The organism is Kitasatospora sp. NPDC018619, assembly GCF_044391605.1.
GTDB lineage: Bacteria > Actinomycetota > Actinomycetes > Streptomycetales > Streptomycetaceae > Kitasatospora.
Genome location: NZ_JBISAI010000006.1, coordinates 153,336 through 168,452, shown reverse-complemented (window position 1 = coordinate 168,452; position 15,117 = coordinate 153,336). Strand labels below are relative to the sequence as shown.

General features: G+C 74.3%; 16 protein-coding genes. 2 read left to right on the top strand and 14 right to left on the bottom strand.

Translation table 11 applies throughout. The annotated features are described in order from the left end of the window. The 14 genes from ACH5AR_RS11560 to hrcA all read right to left on the bottom strand — a co-directional run bounded on the left by ACH5AR_RS11560 (position 1) and on the right by hrcA (position 13,265). Positions 1-168, bottom strand: coding sequence for a hypothetical protein (locus tag ACH5AR_RS11560; RefSeq protein ID WP_396301161.1), 168 nt, complete (start codon positions 166-168; stop codon positions 1-3). A 140-nt stretch (positions 169-308) separates the two neighbouring features. Then, positions 309-662, bottom strand: a complete 354-nt coding sequence (locus ACH5AR_RS11555; RefSeq protein ID WP_355251546.1) for a cytidine deaminase — start codon at positions 660-662, stop codon at positions 309-311. Positions 663-690: 28 nt separating this feature from the next. Next, entirely contained in the window at positions 691-1,242 is a 552-nt protein-coding gene (locus ACH5AR_RS11550) for a DUF4383 domain-containing protein (protein WP_396301160.1), read from the bottom strand. 56 nt (positions 1,243-1,298) lie between these two features. Then, complete coding sequence (locus ACH5AR_RS11545; protein ID WP_396301159.1) at positions 1,299-1,535, bottom strand: hypothetical protein; 237 nt, start codon at positions 1,533-1,535, stop codon at positions 1,299-1,301. A gap of 33 nt (positions 1,536-1,568) precedes the next feature. Then, positions 1,569-2,894: a hemolysin family protein gene (locus tag ACH5AR_RS11540; protein ID WP_396301158.1), complete on the bottom strand. Its 1,326-nt coding sequence runs from the start codon at positions 2,892-2,894 to the stop codon at positions 1,569-1,571. Between the two features lie 19 nt (positions 2,895-2,913). Continuing rightward, the gene (gene ybeY, locus ACH5AR_RS11535; RefSeq protein WP_396301157.1) at positions 2,914-3,408 is read right to left on the bottom strand and encodes an rRNA maturation RNase YbeY; all 495 of its coding nucleotides are present in this window, start codon (positions 3,406-3,408) and stop codon (positions 2,914-2,916) included. 14 nt (positions 3,409-3,422) lie between these two features. Next, the gene (locus ACH5AR_RS11530) at positions 3,423-4,454 is read right to left on the bottom strand and encodes a PhoH family protein (protein WP_396301363.1); all 1,032 of its coding nucleotides are present in this window, start codon (positions 4,452-4,454) and stop codon (positions 3,423-3,425) included. Between the two features lie 305 nt (positions 4,455-4,759). Beyond that, positions 4,760-5,683 carry a ribonuclease Z gene (locus ACH5AR_RS11525; protein WP_396301156.1) on the bottom strand — a complete coding sequence of 308 codons (924 nt, stop codon included), beginning with the start codon at positions 5,681-5,683 and terminating at the stop codon, positions 4,760-4,762. Between the two features lie 6 nt (positions 5,684-5,689). Then, a complete protein-coding gene (locus tag ACH5AR_RS11520) occupies positions 5,690-6,043 on the bottom strand; it encodes a histidine triad nucleotide-binding protein (protein WP_396301155.1) in 354 nt (117 codons plus the stop codon). A 55-nt stretch (positions 6,044-6,098) separates the two neighbouring features. Then, positions 6,099-6,764, bottom strand: a complete 666-nt coding sequence (locus tag ACH5AR_RS11515; protein ID WP_396301154.1) for an RDD family protein — start codon at positions 6,762-6,764, stop codon at positions 6,099-6,101. Positions 6,765-6,844: 80 nt separating this feature from the next. Then, entirely contained in the window at positions 6,845-10,093 is a 3,249-nt protein-coding gene (locus ACH5AR_RS11510; protein WP_396301153.1) for a S41 family peptidase, read from the bottom strand. An 85-nt stretch (positions 10,094-10,178) separates the two neighbouring features. Then, positions 10,179-10,928 carry a 16S rRNA (uracil(1498)-N(3))-methyltransferase gene (locus ACH5AR_RS11505; protein WP_396301152.1) on the bottom strand — a complete coding sequence of 250 codons (750 nt, stop codon included), beginning with the start codon at positions 10,926-10,928 and terminating at the stop codon, positions 10,179-10,181. 84 nt (positions 10,929-11,012) lie between these two features. Continuing rightward, positions 11,013-12,155: a molecular chaperone DnaJ gene (gene dnaJ, locus ACH5AR_RS11500; protein ID WP_396301151.1), complete on the bottom strand. Its 1,143-nt coding sequence runs from the start codon at positions 12,153-12,155 to the stop codon at positions 11,013-11,015. Between the two features lie 75 nt (positions 12,156-12,230). Further along, on the bottom strand, positions 12,231-13,265 hold the full coding sequence (gene hrcA / locus ACH5AR_RS11495; protein ID WP_396301150.1) for a heat-inducible transcriptional repressor HrcA: 1,035 nt from the start codon (positions 13,263-13,265) through the stop codon (positions 12,231-12,233). A gap of 288 nt (positions 13,266-13,553) precedes the next feature. Between hrcA and htpX the strand changes: the two genes are divergently transcribed. Together htpX and ACH5AR_RS11485 are read left to right on the top strand one after the other, a co-directional pair. Further along, positions 13,554-14,474: a zinc metalloprotease HtpX gene (gene htpX, locus ACH5AR_RS11490; RefSeq protein WP_396301149.1), complete on the top strand. Its 921-nt coding sequence runs from the start codon at positions 13,554-13,556 to the stop codon at positions 14,472-14,474. Between the two features lie 39 nt (positions 14,475-14,513). After that, positions 14,514-15,098, top strand: a complete 585-nt coding sequence (locus ACH5AR_RS11485) for a hypothetical protein (protein WP_396301148.1) — start codon at positions 14,514-14,516, stop codon at positions 15,096-15,098. Positions 15,099-15,117: the final 19 nt, after the last annotated feature.

Below are 15,117 nucleotides of genomic sequence, written 5' to 3'. Positions count from 1 at the left end.
TCAGCCCTTCTTCCCGCCCTTGCCGGGGGTGGGGACCAGCGAGACCACCACCAGCACCAGCAGGAAGCCGAGCGAGCCGTACAGCCAGAGCTCCGACCCGGTCTCCTGCCACTTGCCGAGCCCCATCACGAACAGCACCAGCCCGGCGAAGAACGCCACCGCCCCCATGCCCCCAGCCCCCTCACCGAGTCCACTCCCCCGGTGAGATTATCTGCCGGACGCGGGCCGGGACCATGCCGTCCGGCAGGGCCGCCGAAGACCCGCCCCGGGCCCGGGACCGGCGGGCCCCCGACGGCCCCGGCGGGGCCTCAGCGCGCCTCGGCGGACACCCGCAGCGTCCCGTCCGGCCCGGCCAGCAGCACCGGCGTCCCGGCCCCGCCCAGGTCCCGTACCGCCGCCAGGTCGGCCTCGGCCGGCTGCTCCGCCTCGCTCACCACGGCCGCCGCCTCCAGCGAGCGGGCGCCGCTGGCCACCGCCATCGCCACCGCCGTCTGGAGGGCGCTCAGCCGCAGCGACTCCAGCGCGACCGTGCCGGCCACGTAGGTGCGCCCGGTCTCGTCACGCACCGCGGCCCCCTCGGCGACGCCGTTGCGGGCGCGGGCCGAGCGGGCCAGGGTGATGATCTTCTTGTCTTCGGGGTCGAGCTCGACGATGTCACTCATGCCGCCGAGCATAGGCACCCGGCGCCGCTCAGTGGCCGACCGGGTGGGTCCGCCCCGGGTTCGGGCGCAGGATCTTGACGGCGGTCTTCGCGGCCCCGGACGGCAGGTCCTCCTCGCGCCGGATCCGCCGCTGCCAGAACGGGTTGTCGTGCGGCAGGTGGCTGCTCACCCGGCCGTACATCCCGAAGGTCGTCAGCACGATCCCGAAGACGAACGCGAACAGCACGTTCGACATCCGGAAGTTGAGGATGTTGGCGTCGGGCCGCCCGAGGACCGTCAGGCCGTAGAAGCCGGACAGCACGAACAGCACGCCCACCACCAGGTTGAGGTTGGCCGCGAAGTTCCCGCCCACCACCGCTCCCAGCAGCAGGATCGCGCCCGCCACGATGGACAGGATGCTCAGCGCCCCGTTGGTCGACAGCCCGGCGATCCGGTCGCCGTGGGTGGCCAGGAAGCCGGGGTGGTCCGCCAGCCCCAGGCACCCGAACACGATCAGGAAGATCCCCCCGAGACCCGCCCCGATCCGCCACACCATGGCGAGCCGGCGGTCGACGGGCTTCAGCGTGTCTTGCAGCTTCATGGCGCCTCCAGAGCTCGGTCACCGGTCGGGCCGTACTGCCCAGCGCACCCCGGGTGCTAGCTGTAGGGGTGGCTCCCCTGCATGTGGGGCGTCTCGTGCATGTAGAGCGAGCCGCACTGCTGGCAGCAGCGCAGCCCGGTGCCCCACTCCTGCTCGGGCCGCGTCTCGGCGTCGTCGGACATCGTCCGGCCGCAGAGCGCCACCGCCGGGTCCTCGTCCCGCACCACGTGCCAGGACCTGACTCCGCCGGCCGCCCCCTGCGGGCCGTACTCCGCGCGCAGTTTGTGCGTCATGCCCTCCATGGTCGCGCGGCGGCCGCCCGCCCGCTACTCGCCCGCCGGCTGCGCGGCCCGCCCGTCGCGGCGCACCGGCGCGGCGACCATCGAGCCGATCCGGTTGCGCCGGCCCGCCGAGGACTCGGCGGTCAGCAGGATGCCGGACAGGCCGTCCTCGGCCGGCTCGGGCAGCGGGATCTCGCAGGAGGAGCCGGGGATCGGCACCCGGCCCAGGTGCTTGGCCAGCAGGCCGCCGACGGTCTCGACGTCCTCGTCCTCCAGCTCGATGCCGAACAGCTCGCCCAGGTCCTCCACCAGCAGCCGGGCGGTGATCCGGTACGAGCCGTCGCCGAGGTCCTCCACCGGGGCGATCTCCCGGTCGTACTCGTCGGTGATCTCGCCGACGATCTCCTCCAGGATGTCCTCGATGGTGACCAGACCGGCGGTGCCGCCGTACTCGTCGATCACGATCGCCACGTGCGAGCGGCGCTGCTGCATCTCGCGCAGCAGGTCGCCGGCCGGCTTGGAGTCCGGGACGAACACGGCCGGGCGCATCACCGCGCCGACCTCCTCGGACTCCGCCTCCCGGTTGATGTGGGTGCGCCGCACCAGGTCCTTGAGGTAGACGATGCCGACCACGTCGTCCTCGTTGTCGCCGACCACCGGGATGCGCGAGAAGCCCGAGCGCAGCGCCAGGGTCAGCGCCTGCCGGACGGTCTTGTGCCGCTCGATCATCACCAGGTCGGTGCGCGGCACCATCACCTCGCGCACGATGGTGTCGCCCAGTTCGAAGACCGAGTGCACCATCCGGCGCTCCTCGTCCTCGATCAGGTCGTCCTGCTCGGCGAGGTCCACCAGCGAGCGCAGCTCCGCCTCCGAGGCGAACGGCCCCTCCCGGTAGCCCTTGCCCGGGGTCAGCGCGTTGCCGAGCAGGATCAGCAGCCGCGGGATCGGGCCCAGCACCGCCGCCAGCGGCAGCAGCACGAAGGAGGCCGCCGTCGCGGTGGTGAGCGGGTGCTGGCGCCCGATCGTGCGCGGCGAGACCCCCACCGCGACGAAGGACACCAGCACCATCACGCCGAAGGCCAGCAGGACGGCCTGCCAGGTGGGCGTCAGGTTGCGCACGCACACCACGGTGACCAGGACGGCCGCCGCCATCTCGCTGGCGACCCGGATCAGGGTCGCCAGGTTGAGGTAGCGGATCGGGTCGGAGGCGACGGTCAGCAGCCGTGCGGAGCCGCGCCGGCCGGCGCGCACCGCCTCCTCCGCCCGGAACCGGGAGACCCGGGAGATGCCCGCCTCGGCGCACGCGGCCAGCCAGCCGAGCACGACGAGCAGCACGGCACCGAGGATGAAGCTCGTACTCTCACCACTCACAGGGGTTCGGGCTCCGCGCTCAGTGGGTGGTGGGGGCCGGGGAGATGCCGCCGAGGCCGCGGCCCGCCCGCCAGTCGTCCAGGATGCGCTTCTGGAGGGCGAACATCTCCTCCTCTTCCTCCGGCTCCTCGTGGTCGTAGCCGAGGACGTGCAGCACCCCGTGCACGGTGAGCAGTTGGAGCTCCTCGTCCATCGAGTGCCGGGAGGGGGCCGCCTTGCCCTGCTGCTCGGCGACCTCGGGGCAGAGCACGATGTCGCCGAGCAGGCCCTGCGGCAGTTCCTCGCCCTCCTTGCCGGGACGCAGCTCGTCCATCGGGAAGGACATCACGTCGGTGGGCCCGGGGAGGTCCATCCACTGGATGTGCAGCTCCTCCATCGCCGCACCGTCCACCAGGATCACGGACAGTTCGGACTGCGGGTGGATCCGCATCTTGTCCAGTGCGAAGCGGGCGACGTCGAGGATGGCTTCCTCGTCGGCCTCCCAACCGGACTCGTTGGCGATGTCGATCGACATGACGGGCTCTGTGCTCAGCTTTCGGTGCGATGGGACTGTCGGGGGGCGCGGGGCGCGGTGGCCTTGCCGGGGCGCCGCTGGGCGGGCTTGCGGGCCGCCGGAGCGGCGTCCTCGGCCTCCTGGCGGGCGTCCCAGCGCTCGTAGGCGTCCACGATCCGGCCGACCAGCTTGTGGCGGACCACGTCGGTGCTGGTGAGGACGGAGAAGTGGATGTCGGGCACGTCGGCCAGGATCTCCTGGACGACCTTGAGGCCGCTGCGGGTGCCGCCCGGGAGGTCGATCTGGCTGGTGTCGCCGGTGACCACCACCCGGGAGTTGAACCCGAGGCGGGTGAGGAACATCTTCATCTGCTCGGGCGAGGTGTTCTGGGCCTCGTCGAGGATGATGAAGGCGTCGTTGAGGGTGCGGCCGCGCATGTAGGCGAGCGGCGCGACCTCGATGGTGCCGGCCGCCATCAGGCGCGGGATGGAGTCCGGGTCCATCATGTCGTGCAGCGCGTCGTAGAGCGGGCGCAGGTACGGGTCGATCTTCTCGTAGAGGGTGCCGGGCAGGAAGCCCAGCCGCTCCCCCGCCTCGACCGCCGGGCGGGTCAGGATGATCCGGTTGACCTCCTTGGCCTGGAGGGCCTGGACGGCCTTGGCCATCGCCAGGTAGGTCTTGCCGGTGCCGGCCGGGCCGAGGCCGAAGACGATCGTGTGCTTGTCGATCGCCTCGACGTAGCGCTGCTGGTTGAGGGTCTTCGGACGGATCGTGCGGCCCCGGTTGGACAGGATGTTCGCGGTGAACACCTGGGAGGGCGCCGGGCTGTCCGGGTCCTGCTCCTGGCTGCGGAGCATGGCGATGGAGCGCTCCACGGAGTCCTCCGTCAGGGGCTGGCCGGTGCGCAGCACCAGCATCATCTCGGTGAAGAGCCGCTGCACGAGGGCGACCTCGGCCCGGGCCCCGGTGGCCGTCACCTCGTTGCCGCGGACGTGGATGTCGGCGGCGGGGAAGCCCCGTTCGATCACGCGCAGCAGCGAGTCGGCGGCGCCGAGCAGGGTGACCATCGGGTGCTTCTCGGGGATGACGATCCGGGCGCTGACGCGGCCGTCCTCGGCCGGTTCGGGGCGCGGCTGTCCGTTGGTACGGGTCTGCGATGTGTCACTCATAGGTCGGCGCTGGGGCCTGCCTCATCCCATCCGTGGTGTCGGGTGCCGCTCGGTGTCTCCGGGGCACCAGGGTACGCCGCGAGCGTGATCGCCGTGGCGGGCGGCGGGGCCGCACCCGTCGATGCTGCGGCAGATCGAAGTCCGGCGCGAGCCCTTTTCCGGCTGCCGGGCGCCGGCCGGCGCCGCCGCCGTCCCCCCGCGCCTCACGAGGGGCGGCGGGCCGGGACGGGCACCCGTTCGAGGTCGGTGGCCAGCACCAGCTCCCCGTCGAAGTGCTTGCGGGCGTCGGCCAGGTGCCGGCCGAGGTCGGGGTAGCGCTGCGAGAAGTGGGTCAGCACCAGGGTGCGCACCCCCGCCTCGGCGGCGGCCCTGGCCGCCTGCCCGGCGGTGAGGTGGCCGTGCTCCTCGGCGAGGCGGGCGTCGGCGTCGGTGAAGGTCGCCTCGACGACCAGCAGGTCGGCGCCCTCCGCGAGGGCGTGCACGCCCTCGCAGAGCCGAGTGTCCATCACGAAGGCGAACCGCTGGCCCGGCCGGGGCTCGCTGACCTCGCCCAGGGTGACGGTGCGGCCGTCCACCTCGATCGCGCCCTCGTGCTGGAGCCGGCCCACCGCGGGGCCGCGCACGCCGAGCGCGGCGAGCCGCTCCGGCACCAGCCGGCGGCCGTCCGGCTCGCGGAGCCGGTAGCCGAAGGACTCCACGGGGTGGTCCAGCCGGACGGCGTCCAGCGCGAAGCGGGCGCCGGGCGCGGGCAGCGGACCGGCCTCGTCGATCGGCCGGGGCCGCAGCACGGCCGTCTCGTGGTACGCGGTGGCGTGCCGCAGCCGCTCGAAGTAGACCTCGCCGGACGCCGGGAAGTAGACGTCCACCGGGTGCGGGACCCGGTCGAGGTTGATCCGCTGGACCACCCCGGCCAGGCCCAGGCAGTGGTCCCCGTGGAAGTGGGTGACGGCGATCCTGGTGATCTGGGTGGCCGTGACCCCGGCGTGCAGCATCTGCCGCTGGGTGCCCTCGCCGGGGTCGAACAGCAGGCCCTCGCCGTCCCAGCGCAGCAGGTAGCCGTTGTGGTTGCGGTGCCGGGTGGGCACCTGGCTGGCGGTGCCGAGGACGACGAGTTCGCGCGGGGACACCCGGGATCAGACCATGCTCTCGGTCATCGCCGTCCCGCCGAGCACGTGGACGTGCGCGTGGAAGACGGTCTGCCCGGCGCCCGCGCCGGTGTTGAAGATCAGCCGGTAGTCCTCGACGCCCTCGTCCCCGGCCACCGCGCCCGCCTCGGCGAGCAGCTCCCCGGCGATCTCCGGCTCGGCGGCGGCCAGCTCGGCGGCGTTGCGGTAGTGCACGTGCGGGATGACCAGCACGTGCAGGGGCGCCTTGGGGGCGATGTCGCGGAAGGCGAGGGTGCGCTCGGTCCTGCGCACCACCGTCGCGGGGATCTCGCCCGCCACGATCTTGCAGAACACGCAGTCGGGCTGCGGCTCGCCGGCCATCGGCTACTCCTCGGAGTCGGTACGTACGTGGGTGGTGGGGCCGTACGGGCGCAGCCTAGCCGAGCCCGGCGGCGGCCTGCTGGTACTCCCGGAGGTGCTTCCAGCGCACCGCGCGCATCCCGACGACGTCGCCGTCCTCCGTGTCGAAGTCCTCGGTGAGGAAGGCGACCGCGAGGATGACGAAGCCGATCAGCCAGCGCCTGGTGAGCCGCCAGGTGTTCGGTCGCACCACGCCCTTGCGGCGCACCACCCGCATCGCCAGGATCCCCTTGCCCACGCTGAAGCCGGTCAGCCGGGCGAGCACCACCTGGTTGAGGAAGGACGCGCCGAGGCCGACCACCAGCAGCGCCACGACGTAGGGCACCACCGGGCCGCCGCTGTGCACGGCGTGGCCCGCCACGGTCCGGGTCCTCGGCCGGCTCGCGGCGTTGGCGGCGGCGAAGCCGAGGCCGACCGCGAACAGCCAGTCGAGCACGATCGCCAGGAAGCGCCGCCCGCCGCCCGCCTCCCTGGGGCAGGGCGGCAGCGCCCGCCGCGGGTGGGGCGGGGCGTACGGCTGCGGCTGGTACGGCTGCTGGTACTGGTTCGGGTACGGCTGGTACGGCTGGGCCGGGTACGGCTGCGCGTACGGCTGCGGCTGCTGCTGCGGTGGGTACGGACCGCCGTACTGCGGCGGCGGGTAGCCCTGCGCCATCTGGTTCCCCCGTGAGCTGTGGATCAAGAAACAGCCCCGCATCCTACCCGCGTCCCCGCACCGCCCGGGGCGGTGCGGGGGCCGTGCCGGCGCCCCGCCCCGGCGGCTCAGGCCCAGGGCAGCGGCGGCGCCGTCCGGGCCGGGCGCTCGGCCAGCCGGGCCAGGGCGAGCCGGACCCCCTCGGCCAGCTGCGGGTCCTCGCCGGACGCCCACTGGTGCGGGGCGTGCGGCACCTCGACGTCCGGGTCGACGCCGTGGTTCTCCAGGCCCCAGCCGCGGCCCTCCAGCCAGAACGCGTACTTGGGCTGGGTGACCAGGGTGCCGTCGACCAGCCGGTAGCGGCTGTCGATGCCGATCACCCCGCCCCAGGTGCGGGTGCCGACCACCGGGCCGATGCCGAGGCTCTGGACGGCCGCGCTGACCACGTCGCCGTCCGAGCCGGTGAACTCGTCGGCGAGCGCGACCACCGGGCCGCGCGGGGCGTCCGCCGGGTAGGGCACCGCGTGGTCGGTGTCCCGGATGACGTCCCAGCCGATGATCCGCCGGGCCAGCTTCTCGACCACCAGCTGCGAGGTGTGGCCGCCCCGGTTCCCCCGGACGTCCACCACCAGGCCCTCCCGGGCCATCTCCGCGCTCAGGTCGCGGTGCAGCTGGGCCCAGCCGGCCGTCTGCATGTCGGGGATGTGCAGGTAGCCCAGCCGCCCGCCGGACAGGTCGCGCACCGCGGCCCGCCGCCCGGCCACCCAGTCGTGGTAGCGCAGCGGCTCCTCGTCGGCGAGCGGGACGACCACCGGGTGGCGCCGGTCGGTGCCGTCCTGGCCGGCCACGGTCAGCTCGACCGGCCGCCCCGCGGTGCCGGCCAGCAGCGGGGCCGGGCCGGTGACCGGGTCCACCGGGCGGCCGTCGACGGCGAGCAGCGCGTCGCCCGGGCGGATCGCGGCGCCGGGCGCGGCCAGCGGGGAGCGGGCCCGCGGGTCGGAGGACTCCCCGGGCAGGATCCGGGCGATCCGCCACTGCCCGCCGTCCCGGACGAGGTCGGCGCCGAGCAGCCCCTGGCGCCGGGCCGGGTCGGTGTACCGGCCGTACGGGACCACGTAGGCGTGCGAGGTGCCGAGCTCGCCGTGCACCTCCCACAGCAGGTCCACCAGCTCGTCGTGCGAGCCGATCCGCTCGACCAGCGGGCGGTAGCGCTCCAGCACCCCGGCCCAGTCGACGCCGGAGAGGTCGGGGCGCCAGAAGTTGTCCCGCATCAGCCGGCCGTTCTCGGCGTACATCTGCCGCCACTCGGCGGCCGGGTCGACGGTCACCCGCAGCCGGGCCAGGTCGACGGTGGTCTCCTCGTCGTCGCCGCCCTTGCGGTCGGCCGGCACGACCCGCAGCTCGCCCTCGTCCAGCACGGCCGCCCGGGTGCCGTCGGCGCTGACCGCGAAGCCGTCCAGGCCGTGCACCAGCTGCTCGACCCGGCGCCTGCGCAGGTCGAAGCGCTCCAGCACGGGGCGGGGCCGGTCGTCGTCCAACGAGGCGGCCTCGTCTCCGAGTTCGCCCGTCAGCGGGGCCCTGGTCCAGAGCACCCCGTCCTTGGCGGCGGACAGCTTCTCGAAGCGGCCGCCCTCGACCGGGAAGGGGACGATCCGGTCCGCGATGCCGTCCAGGTCCACCCTGGTCGCCGGTGCGGCGCCGGCCGCCTCCCCGCCGTCCGCCTTCCCGGCCTTCGGCTCGTCCTCCTCCCCGCCGAGCGGGCGCCCGGCCCGCTGCGGCCCGAACGGGGAGGGGGTGTCGGCGGCCAGGGTGACCAGGTAGGGGCGGCAGCCGTTCGGGAAGGACAGGTCGAAGACGTGCGCGTCGTAGACCGGGTCGAAGTTGCGCACCGACAGGAAGGCCAGGTAGCGGCCGTCGGCGGTGAAGGCGGGCGAGGTGTCCACGAAGCGCGGCTGGGTGACCTCGCCGACCGTCCGGGTGGCCAGGTCGGCCAGCACGATCTGGCGCAGCGAGTACGGGCCCATCCCGCGCGCCGGGCGCGACCAGGCCAGCCAGCCGGAGTCCGGGCTGAAGGCCAGGCCGGACGCCTCGCCGTCGGCGCTGCGGTCCAGCTCGTGCACGGTGCCGTCGGCGAGCGCGACCAGCAGCACCCGGCCGTCGTGCACGCCGAGCGCGGCCCGCTTGCCGTCCGGGGAGACCGTCAGCGCGTTGACCCGGCCGAGCCGCCCGGCGGCCAGCCGGCGGCGCTCGGCGCCGTGCAGGTCGGGGGCGAACTCCAGGGCGTCCTCGCCCTCGGCGTCGGAGACCCACAGCACGCCCTGGGCGCCGTCCTCGCCGGGCACCACCCGGGCCAGCCGGGCGCGCACGCCCGGGGTCTCGTCCAGCACCCGGGCCGGGCCCTCGCGGTGGGTCAGCCAGTGCACGCTGCCGCGCACCACCACGGCGCTGCCCCGGCCGGTGCGGTCGGGGGCGACGCAGTCCAGCCAGTGCGCGGCGGGCACCGGCCGGGGGCGGCGCCCGGCCCGCGGACCGGCCAGCCGGACGTCCAGCCGGCGCGGCTCGGCGCCCGCCAGGTCCTCCAGGAGCCAGAGGTCGCCGGCCCGGTAGAAGACCACCCGGGTGCCGTCGGTGGTGGCGCCGCGGGCGTAGAAGCCGTCCGGGTCGGCGGTGTGGCGGCGCAGGTCGGTGCCGTCCGGGAGGCTGGACCACAGCTCGCCGACGCCCTCGTGGTCGGACAGGAAGGCGATCCGGCCCTCCTGCCCGTCCGCCCCGGCCAGCCACAGCGGCGAGTCCAGCTGCCCGTCCAGCCCGGCGTGGACGCGGGCGAACTCCTCCCGGCCGAGCCACAGCCGGCCGGCCCGCCCGCCCCGGTAGCGCTTCCACCAGGCCGGGTCGCGGCCGTTGACGCTGCTCAGCAGCACCCGCTCGCCACCCGGCTCGAAGGCCAGCCCGCCGACCGGCCCGTACGGCAGCCGCCGGGGCTCGCCGCCGTCCAGCGGCACGGCGTGCGCCCAGGTGCGGCGCAGGCTCGGCTCGCCGGCGGCGGTCGCGGCGACGGGGCGGCCGTCGGGCGTCCAGCCCAGCACCCGGGTCTGGTCGTTGCCCCAGTGGGTGAGCCGGCGCGAGGGGCCGCCGTCCACCGGCACCACGTGCACCTCGGGGGCGCCGTCCCGGGTGGAGGTGAAGGCGAGGTGCCGGCCGTCCGGGGAGAACCGCGGGTGGTGCACCGGCAGGTGGTCCGCCGTCAGCCGCCAGGGGCGGCCGCCGTCCAGCGGGGCCAGCCACAGGTCGTCCTCGGCGACGAAGGCGACCAGGTCGCCGTGCAGGTGGGGATGGCGCAGGTAGCCGTTCGGGGAGGTGCTCAGGGAGTCCGTCACCCGGCCAGCCTAGGCAGCCGCGGCAACGCTCCGGGCGGCTTTCCCCGGACTCCCGGCGCCGCCCGCCGGCGGCTGGTAGAGCCCCTCAGGCCCAGCGGCCGGTGCGCCCCAGCAGCAGCGCGCCGGCCGCCACCCCGGCGGTGGAGGTGCGCAGCACCGAGGGGCCCAGCCGGTACGGCCTGGCGCCCGCCTCGGCGAACGCGGCCAGCTCCTCCGGGGAGACCCCGCCCTCCGGGCCGACCACCAGGACGATGTCCCCGCCCTGCGGCAGCCCGGCGTGCGCGAGCGGCTCGGCGCCCTCCTCGTGCAGCACGGCGGCGAACGCGGCCTGCGCCAGCACCGGCGCCAGCTGCCGGGTGGTCGCCACGTCCCGGACCTCGGGGAAGCGCAGCCGGCGGGACTGCTTGCCCGCCTCCCGGGCGGTGGCCCGCCACTTGGCGAGCGACTTGGCGCCGCGCTCGCCCTTCCACTGGGTGATGCAGCGCGAGGCGGACCACGGGATCACCACGTCCACGCCGACCTCGGTCATGGTCTCCACGGCCAGCTCGCCGCGGTCGCCCTTGGGCAGCGCCTGGACGACCACGATCCGCGGCTCGGGCCGCGGCTCCCGGCGCACGGCGGCGACCGCCACGTCGATCGCGTCCTTGCCGAGCACGCCGGTGACGGTGCCGTCCACGCCGAGCCCCGACCCGTCGGCCAGGGTCACCGCCTCACCCGGCTCCAGCCGCTTCACCGCGGCCGCATGCCGTCCCTCCGGGCCGTCCAGGCGCACCACGGCCCCGGGCGCGGCGGCGGCGATCCGCTCGGTCTCGACGACGAAGACGGGCGCGGTCATGCGGGGAACCTCCGGGGGTGGGGCGGGACAACGCGGAAGGGGCGCCGGGGTCCGCCCCCGGGCACCCCTTCCGCGGGTGACGGCTCACCGGCCGTTGAAGGCGTCCTTCAGCCGGGAGAACAGGCCCTGCTGGCCCGGCGCGAACTGGCCGGACGGCCGCTCCTCGCCGCGCAGCACCGCCAGGCGGCGCAGCAGCTCCTCCTGCTCGGCGTCGAGCTTGCTGGGCGTCTTCACCTCGACGTGCACTATCAGGTCGCCCCGGCCGCCGCCGCGCAGGTGGGTGATGCCCCGGCCGTGCAGCGGGATCGACTGGCCGGACTGGGTGCCGGGCCGGATGTCGACCTCCTCCAGCCCGTCCAGGGTCTGCAGCGGCACCTGGGTGCCGAGCGCGGCCGCCGTCATCGGGATGGTGACGGTGCAGTGCAGGTCGTCCCCGCGCCGCTGGAAGATCGTGTGGGTGGTCTCGGCGATCTCGACGTACAGGTCGCCGGCCGGGCCGCCGCCGGGGCCGACCTCGCCCTCGCCGGCCAGCTGGATCCGGGTGCCGTTGTCGACACCGGCCGGGATCTTGACGGTCAGGGTGCGACGGGCGCGCACCCGGCCGTCGCCGGCGCACTCCGGGCACGGGGTCGGCACGACGGTGCCGAAGCCCTGGCACTGCGGGCAGGGCCGGGAGGTCATGACCTGGCCCAGGAAGGACCGGGTGACCTGGGAGACCTCGCCCTTGCCGCGGCACATGTCGCAGGTCTGCGCCGAGGTGCCGGGGGCCGCGCCCTCGCCGCTGCACGTGGTGCAGGTGACGGCGGTGTCGACCTGGAGCTCCTTGGTGGTGCCGAAGGCGGCCTCCTCCAGGGTGATCTCCAGCCGGATCATGGCGTCCTGGCCGCGGCGGGTGCGCGAGCGCGGGCCGCGCTGGCCGGCCGCGGCGCCGAAGAAGGCGTCCATGATGTCGGAGAAGCCGAAGCCCGCGGCACCGGCGCCGAAGCCGCCGGCCCCGCCGCCCCCGCCCGGGGACAGCGGGTCCCCGCCGAGGTCGTAGACCTGGCGCTTCTGCGGGTCGGAGAGCACCTCGTAAGCGGCGTTGATCTCCTTGAACCGCTCCTGCGTCTTCGGGTCCGGGTTGACGTCCGGGTGCAGTTCGCGTGCCAGGCGCCGGAACGCCTTCTTGATCTCGTCCTGCCCCGCATCCCGTCGGACGCCGAGTACCGCGTAGTAGTCCGTGGCCACCAAATGCTCCGCTTGTTCCGCCTGTAGTAGTGCTGCGACTGGACGCCCCCGCCGGACTTCCGGCGGAGGACTTTGCTAGGACTCGGCCAGGATCTGGCCCACGTACCGCGCCACCGCTCGCACCGCCCCCATTGTGCCCGGATAGTCCATCCGGGTCGGACCGATCACACCCAGTTTCGCCACGCTCTCGTCGCCCGAACCGTAGCCGACGGAGACGATCGAGGTGGACGTCAGCCCCTCGTACGTGTTCTCCCGCCCGATCCGGACCGTCATCGCGGCGTCCGCGGTCTCACCCAGGAGGCGGAGCAGGACGACCTGCTCCTCCAGCGCCTCCAGCACCGGCTGGATGGACAGCGGGAAGTCGTGCCCGAAGCGGGTCAGGTTGGCCGTGCCGGCCAGCATGATCCGCTCCTCGTTCTGCTCGGCGAGCGTCTCGAACAGGGTTGCCAGGACCGTGCTGACGGTCGGCCGCTCGGCCTGCTCGAACTGGGCCGGCAGGTCCTCCAGGAGCCCCGGGACCTCCGGGAGGCGCCGACCGGCGGCCCTCGCGTTGATCCCGGTCCGCAGGTCCGCCAGCACCGTCTCGCCGACCGGGCCCGGGCAGTCGACCATCCGCTGCTCGACCCGGCCGGTGTTGGTGATCAGGACCAGCATCACCTTGGCCGGGGCCAGCGCCACCAGCTCGATGTGCCGGACGGTGGAGCGCGACAGCGAGGGGTACTGCACCACCGCGACCTGCCGGGTCAGCTGGGCGAGCAGCCGCACGGTGCGGGCCACCACGTCGTCCAGGTCGACCGCGCCGTCCAGGAAGTGCCGGATGGCCCGGCGCTCGGGGGCGCTCATCGGCTTGATCTCGGCGAGCTTGTCGACGAAGAGGCGGTACCCCTTGTCGGTCGGGATGCGTCCGGCGCTGGTGTGGGGCTGGTGGATGTAGCCCTCCTCCTCCAGCGCCGCCATGTCGTTGCGGACGGTCGCCGGGGAGACCCCGAGGTTGTGCCGCTCCACCAGGGCCTTGGAACCGACCGGCTCCTCGGTGCCCACGTAGTCCTGCACGATCGCACGGAGCACGGCGAGCTTGCGTTCGTCCAGCTGGCGGACCTCACCGGCCATGGGCGCGTACCTCCGTCTTCGCACGTTGTTCCGACTGTGTCCCTTGCTTCCGAAGGCCGCTCCCGGAGGCCCTCGCCCTGGCACTCTGAACACCCGAGTGCCAAAACCGTACCTGCCAGTGTACGGCCCGGGCCGTACCGCAGGAACGGCCGGACCGGGGTGATCCTCCCCGCAGTCCCGCACACGGCCCGCGGGGCCCCGGCGGTTCGAAGCCGGTTGCGCCGGGGTGGTGCCGGGAGGCCGTCCGGGTGGCAGCATCGAAAGCGACGGCGAACGGAGGAGCAAGCGATGTCGAGCTCGGGCCAGCACACCCGCTTCGCACCCGACCGCGGCCTGACCGGCCGCATGGTCGCGACGATGTTCGTGATCGGGCTGCTGTACGTCGGTTTCACCGGACTGCTGATCGCGCTGCTGCGCGGCGCCTGGCCGCTGATCGTCCTGATCTCCGGCGGGCTGTTCGTGGCCCAGTTCTGGTTCAGCGACAAGATCACCGAGCGGGCGATGGGCGCCCACCAGGTGTCCCCGGAGCAGTTCCCCCAGCTGCACGGCACCGTCGACCGGCTCTGCGCCCTGGCCGACATGCCCAAGCCCCGGGTCGCGGTCGCCGACAACGACATGCCGAACGCCTTCGCCACCGGCCGCAACCCGCAGAACGCGGTGGTCTGCGTGACCACCGGGCTGCTGCGCCGGCTGGAGCCCGAGGAGCTGGAGGGCGTCCTCGCGCACGAGCTGTCGCACGTCGCCCACCGGGACGTCGCGGTGATGACGATCGCCGGCTTCCTCGGCGTCCTCGCCGGGGCGATGACCCGGATCGCCGTGTACGGCGGCTTCATGGGCGGCGGGCGCAACAACAACGACCAGAACGCGGCCCTCCTGGCGCTGGTGATCCCGCTGGTGTCGATCGTCGTCTACGCGGTCAGCTTCCTGCTCACCCGGCTGCTGTCCCGCTACCGCGAGCTCGCCGCCGACCGGGCCGCCGCCCAGCTCACCGGCCGGCCCAGCGCCCTGGCCTCCGCCCTCACCAAGGTGACCGGGCAGATCGCGGCCATCCCCACCAGGGACCTGCGCCAGGCGCAGCCGTACAACGCCTTCTACTTCGCCCCGGCGCTGAGCGCCCGGGAGAGCGCCACCCAGCTGTTCTCCACCCACCCGAGCCTGGAGAAGCGGCTGGAGCAGCTCGCGCGGATCTCCGAGCAGCTCGGCCGCTGACCCTGTGCCCCTGCGCCCCTGAGCCCCGAAAGGACCGCCGTGGGATTCCTGGACACCCTGTTCGGCCGCACCAAGCCCGTCAAGCCCGACCTCGACCAGCTGTTCGGTGTGCCGTCCGCCGCGCTCACCCTGGAGGCCGGGGCCGGGTTCCTGCCCACCGGGCTCGGCTCGGTCTGCTTCGCCGCCGTCGAGGGGGCGGCCTTCGTGCAGGTCGAGCAGCAGGTCCGGGCGCTGCTGGACGCGGACACCGGGCGCGGCGGCGTCCCGGTCGAGGCCTCCAAGGACGGCTACGGCTACTCCTGGCTGCTCGCCCGGCACGCCCCCGGGGAGCTGCCGGAGCTGGTGAACGACCTGCACGCGGTCAACAGCGAGCTGGAGGCGAACGGCTTCGGCCCGCAGCTGCTCTGCTCACTGGTCGGCTTCCGCGATCCGCAGGGGCAGTCGCTGGCCCTGGTCTACCTCTACAAGCGGGGCACGTTCTACCCCTTCGCGCCGGTGCCGGGCGGCGGGGAGCGGCGCAACAGCCCGCTGGAGCTCCAGGTCAACGCGATGCTGGGGAACGACCTGCGGCTGGAGAAGGACCTGGGCCGCTGGTTCCCGGTCTGGGGCGCGCCGGGCCTCTGACGCGCCGCCCGCCGTCCCT

Bases quoted from the DNA above. Each gene is read 5' to 3' on its own strand.
- ACH5AR_RS11560 (WP_396301161.1), bottom strand. From the start codon at position 168: ATGGGGGCGGTGGCGTTCTTCGCCGGGCTGGTGCTGTTCGTGATGGGG.
- ACH5AR_RS11555 (WP_355251546.1), bottom strand. From the start codon at position 662: ATGAGTGACATCGTCGAGCTCGACCCCGAAGACAAGAAGATCATCACC.
- ACH5AR_RS11550 (WP_396301160.1), bottom strand. From the start codon at position 1,242: ATGAAGCTGCAAGACACGCTGAAGCCCGTCGACCGCCGGCTCGCCATG.
- ACH5AR_RS11545 (WP_396301159.1), bottom strand. From the start codon at position 1,535: ATGACGCACAAACTGCGCGCGGAGTACGGCCCGCAGGGGGCGGCCGGC.
- ybeY (WP_396301157.1), bottom strand. From the start codon at position 3,408: ATGTCGATCGACATCGCCAACGAGTCCGGTTGGGAGGCCGACGAGGAA.
- ACH5AR_RS11530 (WP_396301363.1), bottom strand. From the start codon at position 4,454: ATGGTCACCCTGCTCGGCGCCGCCGACTCGCTGCTGCGCGTGATCGAA.
- ACH5AR_RS11520 (WP_396301155.1), bottom strand. From the start codon at position 6,043: ATGGCCGGCGAGCCGCAGCCCGACTGCGTGTTCTGCAAGATCGTGGCG.
- ACH5AR_RS11505 (WP_396301152.1), bottom strand. From the start codon at position 10,928: ATGACCGCGCCCGTCTTCGTCGTCGAGACCGAGCGGATCGCCGCCGCC.
- hrcA (WP_396301150.1), bottom strand. From the start codon at position 13,265: ATGGCCGGTGAGGTCCGCCAGCTGGACGAACGCAAGCTCGCCGTGCTC.
- htpX (WP_396301149.1), top strand. From the start codon at position 13,554: ATGTCGAGCTCGGGCCAGCACACCCGCTTCGCACCCGACCGCGGCCTG.